The 377-nt window shown below is 40.1% G+C and carries 1 protein-coding gene; it reads left to right on the top strand.

Going from position 1 to position 377, the window contains the following annotated elements:
• On the top strand, positions 1 to 377 hold a 377-nt coding region (locus tag KTR07_RS28260; RefSeq protein WP_254306588.1), incomplete at both ends, for a DUF1793 domain-containing protein.

Below are 377 nucleotides of genomic sequence, written 5' to 3'. Positions count from 1 at the left end.
GATGACTTCGCCGGTCATTGGGCTCATAATGCCAATCTTTCAGTAAAAGCGATCATGGGTGTAGCCGGATATAGCGAAATGGCGCATATGCTTGGTTTATATGATGTTGCAGAGAAATATGCAGGTATAGCCAAGAAAATGGCGGTGAAATGGGAAGAAATGGCAAATGAAGGTGATCATTACCGCCTTGCTTTCGACCGTGAGAATACCTGGAGTCAGAAATATAATATGATTTGGGACAAAATGTGGAATTTGAATTTATTCCCAAATAATGTAATCGACAAAGAAATTAACTATTATTTGACGAAACAGAATCCTTACGGATTGCCATTGGACTCCCGCAAAGAGTATACAAAGTCTGACTGGATTATGTGGAC

Source organism: Bacteroides sp. MSK.20.82 (assembly GCF_019052485.1).
Classification (GTDB): domain Bacteria; phylum Bacteroidota; class Bacteroidia; order Bacteroidales; family Bacteroidaceae; genus Bacteroides; species Bacteroides thetaiotaomicron.
The sequence above is the reverse complement of the archived record's forward strand: the minus strand, read 5'-3'. Positions and strand labels throughout refer to the sequence as shown.